Origin of the sequence: Aurantimonas sp. E1-2-R+4 (genome assembly GCF_036549515.1) — a bacterium.
GTDB classification, from domain to species: domain Bacteria; phylum Pseudomonadota; class Alphaproteobacteria; order Rhizobiales; family Rhizobiaceae; genus Aurantimonas; species Aurantimonas coralicida_A.
In genome coordinates this window covers 1-5012 of record NZ_JAZHLK010000098.1, presented here as the reverse complement: position 1 = coordinate 5012, position 5012 = coordinate 1, and the positions used below count along the sequence as shown (strand labels likewise).

General features: G+C 64.5%; 4 protein-coding genes and 1 pseudogene. 3 read left to right on the top strand and 2 right to left on the bottom strand.

Annotated elements, in window-relative coordinates:
* Positions 1–199: 199 nt before the first annotated feature.
* Entirely contained in the window at positions 200–925 is a 726-nt protein-coding gene (locus VQ045_RS21205; protein WP_331831536.1) for a pentapeptide repeat-containing protein, read from the bottom strand.
* Between the two features lie 267 nt (positions 926–1192).
* Here VQ045_RS21205 and VQ045_RS21200 point away from each other — a divergent pair, with 267 nt between their 5' ends.
* Positions 1193–2515: an acetamidase/formamidase family protein gene (locus tag VQ045_RS21200; protein WP_327626375.1), complete on the top strand. Its 1323-nt coding sequence runs from the start codon at positions 1193–1195 to the stop codon at positions 2513–2515.
* Between the two features lie 117 nt (positions 2516–2632).
* On the opposite strand, the pseudogene VQ045_RS22130 reads toward VQ045_RS21200, so the two are convergent.
* Positions 2633–2788, bottom strand: a pseudogene (locus tag VQ045_RS22130) (D-Ala-D-Ala carboxypeptidase family metallohydrolase); the annotation flags it as partial.
* Between the two features lie 418 nt (positions 2789–3206).
* Here VQ045_RS22130 and VQ045_RS21195 point away from each other — a divergent pair.
* Both VQ045_RS21195 and VQ045_RS21190 read left to right on the top strand, forming a co-directional pair.
* Positions 3207–3341 carry a hypothetical protein gene (locus VQ045_RS21195; protein ID WP_327626428.1) on the top strand — a complete coding sequence of 45 codons (135 nt, stop codon included), beginning with the start codon at positions 3207–3209 and terminating at the stop codon, positions 3339–3341.
* Between the two features lie 134 nt (positions 3342–3475).
* Positions 3476–4621 carry a PLP-dependent cysteine synthase family protein gene (locus VQ045_RS21190; protein ID WP_331831534.1) on the top strand — a complete coding sequence of 382 codons (1146 nt, stop codon included), beginning with the start codon at positions 3476–3478 and terminating at the stop codon, positions 4619–4621.
* Positions 4622–5012: the final 391 nt, after the last annotated feature.

Here is a 5012-nt window from a genome sequence, read left to right as displayed (position 1 = left end):
CCGCCAGGTCTGCAAATCGCAAAGCTTCTCTTCACAAAAAAACCAAACCAAAACGCCCCTCGCGCCCAAAAAGCCGAGGGGCGTCTTGCGTTCAAAAACTCCCCTCCGTCCAAACCCAATAGCGAACCGCCCCGGTCACCGCTGAAACAAGCAACGGCCCAAACCGATGCCGCAAAAGTGCGCCCCCCGCCCGCCGGCCTCAATCAGCCGGGCAGGGCCATAGCGCCGGAGGGGTCAGGCCAGCGGGAAGCCGCGTGGCCGCATCGCCGCAGGCGATGTCGATCTGGCCCTGCTCCAGGCCGACTGCGGCCGATAAATCGACGCCCTCCAGCCGGGTCAGAAACATGTAGGCGCCGGTGAAGTCCACCGGGCCTGAGAGGATGGCACCGCTGAAATCGGCGCGGGCAAGAATGGCCAGTGGGTATACCGTGCCGGTCAGATCGGCCCCGGCGAAAATCGCGCGGCCCAGTTCGGCTTTCTCGAAACTGCTTCCGGTCAGGTCGGAATTGCGGAAGTCCGCCCGCTGGAGTTCCGCGCCATGGAACGAGGCGCCGCGCGCGGAAAGACCCGAAAGGTTGGTTCGATAGCCTTCTACCTTGGTGAAATTGGCCTTGTCGGCAACAGCGCCGGCGAGCGACGCGCGCACCAGCGCCGCCTTTTCCAGGTTTGACGATGCGAGCTTGGCGTTCCGCAGGTCGGTCTGGGTGAAATCGGCATTCTGAAGATTGGCGCCTTCGAGATTGGCGCCGGACAGAACCAGATTGCTGCGGTCGCACCCACTCCAATCGATCGCCGCCTTCGGCGAGGCAGTGCACTCGGCGGCTCTTGCCGACGTCGTTGCGCCGGCGATGATCGCGGCGGCCAGGAACAGCGCCGATGCGGCGGATTTGGCGAAGACGCCAGAAGGCAAAACGGTCTTCGCCATGTGGGGTGCTCGCCTGCCGTCTTGAACAGTTACGGCGGGCTCGCCTTTCATCTCAAACCTCGATCTGCCGCGTTCCATCAATTCCTCCAGATGCCGCTATCATCGACAGGACTATCATCCCCATGGCGAGCCGAAGCAATCGCAAGGCTCGGACATCGACGGTGTTGACCTGCCGGTCGCCCCTGTGGCGAAGTGTGACGATCGTGCTAGCTTCACCGGGGAGCGGCCGCCACCTGCCGGGCGATTTGACGATCGAGGGAGCTTGAGATGCTGGACATCACCAATCCGACGAAGACAGCGCAACGCAGCGTCGTCGTGCAAGGCTTCACCAACAGCGTGCTCGACCCGAACCAGCCGATGCTCGGCCCGGTCGAGAATGGCGGAACGATCATCGCCAACACCGCGCCGGGCTGCTGGGGCCCGATGATCACGCCGCGGCTGCGCGGCGGCCATGAGGTTACCCAGCCGGTCGAGATCGTGGGCGCGGAACCGGGCGACGGCGTCATCATCCGCATCCGCGACATCAGCGTGACCTCGATCGCGACCGCGTCCGGCCACGACAGTTCGCCGGAAGGCTTTTGCCTGGGCGACCCTTATGTCGCCGCGCGCTGCCCGACCTGCGACACGATCTGGCCCGAGACCCATGTCGAGGGGATCGGCGGCGATGCTGTCAAATGCGATGCCTGCGGCAATACGGTGAAGCCGTTCGAGATCGTGCATGGCTATACGGTGGTGTTCGACGAAACCCGCCATGTCGGGGTGACGATGCCCAAGCAGGCGGCCGAGACCATCGCGCGCGACGCCCATCATTATGCCGCGCTGCCGGATCAGTCGGTGCAGCACCCGATCCTGACCTACGCGCCGTCAGATATGCCGGCGGTGATGGTGCGTATGCGCCCATTCCTCGGGCAATTGGGCACGACGCCGTCGATGCCGCTGCCCGATTCCCACAATGCCGGCGATTTCGGCGCCTTCCTCGTCGGCGCCCCGCATGAATACGCCGTCACCGCCGCGCAATTGGCCGAACACAAGACCGACGGGCACATGGACATTGACGCGGTACGTCCCGGTGCGGTGTTGGTCGCACCGGTCAAGGTGAAGGGCGCGGGCGTCTATATGGGCGACATGCATGCCGCCCAGGGCGACGGCGAGATCGCCGGCCACACGATGGATGTCTCGGGCAGCGTCACGTTGCAGGTCGAGGTGCTGAAAAACTATCCGATCGACGGACCGGTGCTGTTTCCGCTCCTCGAGGATCTGCCGCCGCTGGCCCGGCCCTTCTCCGAAGCCGAGCGCGCCAAGGCGGAGCGGCTGGCCAAATCCTGGAAGGTCGGACAGCTCGAGAACTCGGCACCGATTTCGGTGATCGGCACGGCGCCGAATTTGAACGCGGCGATCGAGAACGGGCTGGAGCGGGCGGCCAAGCTGCTGGACATGACCGTGCCGGAGGTGCGCAACCGCGCGACGATCAACGGCGCGATCGAGATCGGCCGCGCGCCGGGGGTGATCCAGGTGACCTTCCTGGCGCCGCTGGACCGGCTCGACAAGGTCGGCCTGGGCGATATCGCGCGGGCGCAATACGATCTCTGACAGATCTGGCCGGCACGGGCGATCGTGGCCCGCGCCGGCACGTTATCCCCAAGTTACCGCAAGCCGCCCGCGGTGACGGCAGCAATGCGTCGTCGAGGCGGGCGTGGATCGTGACCGCTATTCTCCCGAGCGCGGATAGTATCCGAACCCGAGGAACCCGACCTCCCGCGCCGTCGCCTCGAACGCCACCGGATCGTGGTTCGCCATGGCGATGTCGAAGGCGGCACCGTCGAGATGCTTGGAGCGGGTTGCGCCGCCGACGGCGCGGTTGTGCTCGGGGCCACGATCTCGTCCTTCGCGCTGAAATCGCTCCGTGTCGACTCGGAAATCTCCAAGTCCATGTTATGCCCGAGCATAAAGCACAATCACCGGCTTCTACAGGAAATCTCCAGAACTCCGTCAAGCTTTGCCGAAGTGAATACCCTAGGTTCAACGCGTACAATGGTGCTGGCGTCGGAAGAGCCAAAAGGGGAACGGATGCAAGAAAATACGATAGAAACAGGACGGTTCGAAACGCCCGATCAACTCATGGACATGAGACATCGCGGGGGGCATCTCCATCGTCAAGATGGCCAATGGCAGCGCAGGAATGCATGCGATCTTCGAACCCGGATGGACTTGGAGGCCGACGAGAAGCCGCTGCTCGGCTCGCCCGACTCCTGCCCATGCGGTACACCGGCTGGTGGTCCGCATGATCGACACAGGCGTCGAGACGCGCATCAGCACGGGCGACTTTTTTGGAATTCCTCCGGGGCATGACGCTTACGTCGAAGGCGCCGACCGGGTCGAACTGATCTTGTTCGCTCCACCCGAACACCAGCACTGACCGACTGCCGCTCGCTGGTTCGCTTGGAAGGACGGACCTTACCATCCCGTCGAGCACGCACAAATGGACCCAAGGTAGAATGCAAGCGTCGGCCGGAATGGCCACGGTCGTTGAAAACGGAACGGAGAAAAGCAATGGACGCCAAAACGAGACGCACAACGCAGGGACGCGGCAGGCTTTTCGCCAGCGTCCTCGAAACCATCGGAGACACTCCTGCGATTCGGATCAATTCACTCGCGCCAGCCGGGGTAGACATCTACGTGAAGGTCGAGGCTTTCAACCCGGCCGGGTCGGTCAAAGACCGACTGGCGCTCAGCATCATCGAGGAGGCTGAGCAGGACGGAAGCCTTAGCCCGGGCCAGACGGTGGTCGAGGCGACGTCGGGCAACACCGGTATCGGGCTGGCCATGGTTTGCGCGGCGAAGGGCTATCCGCTGGTGGTGACGATGGCCGACAGCTTTTCGGTCGAGCGCCGCAAGCTGATGCGGATGATGGGTGCAAAGGTCGTGCTCACACCTCGCGCGGAAAAGGGCGTCGGCATGTATCGCAAGGCTGTGGAACTGGCCGAAGCGAACGGCTGGTTCCTTGCCCGCCAGTTCGAGACCGAGGCCAACGCCCGCATCCACGAGAACACGACCGCCCGCGAGATCCTCGCCGATTTTGCCGGCGAGCGGCTGGATTACTGGGTCACCGGCTACGGGACGGGCGGCACCGTCACGGGCGTGGGTCGCGTTCTTCGCCGCGAGCGGCCCGAAACGAAGATCGTCCTGTCTGAACCCGCCAATGCGCAGCTTCTGGGCAGCGGCCACGCTCAGGAGCGCAACNTCCTGTCTGAACCCGCCAATGCGCAGCTTCTGGGCAGCGGCCACGCTCAGGAGCGCAACTCCGATCACTCGCCCGCGGAAAGCCACCCCGCTTTCCAGCCGCACCCGATCCAGGGCTGGACCCCTGACTTCATTCCCCACGTTCTGCAGGAAGCGGTGGACGACGGGCTTTATGACGAGCTGATACCCGTGGCCGGCCCCGACGGCATTGCCTGGGCGCAGAAACTCGCCCAACGGGAAGGCATCCTGACGGGCGTCTCGGGCGGATCGACCTTCGCCGTCGCCATGAAGATCGCCGAGCGGGCCGGACCGGGTACCGTTATCCTCTGCATGCTGCCCGACACGGGCGAACGCTACATGTCGACGCCGTTGTTCGAAACGATCCCCGAGGACATGACCGAGGAGGAGACGGCGCTGTCGCGTTCGACGCCAGGTTTCCAGATGGCCGCCGAGTAGACGGCGACGGGGCGGCCGGTGCGTGCTTACTCACGAGGCAGCCGGCACAGCGAGGCGATCAGCGACACCCGCGCCGTGTCGGGCGACGCCAGCGGCGCCTCACCGGCAGTGCCGCCGCCCTTCATGGTACGACTGTCGGCCAGCATTTCGCGCGCAGGCGGGGTTTCCGCAGCGAAAGCCGTCTCCCGGTCCAGGTAGCGCTCGCCCCTCCGGCGGACCGGCCCAAGATCGACATGAATGAGGCCCGAGCGTGGGTAAAACCCCGGCGCCCAGGAACCTGGGAATGTCCCGGTCTCTGTTGAAACTCTGAAGTGGGCGGCGTTGCCCGCCTTGAGCCGTTAGGCTCGGGGTGCCGATTCCACTGAGGAGAGCAACGCCATGAAGAAAGATA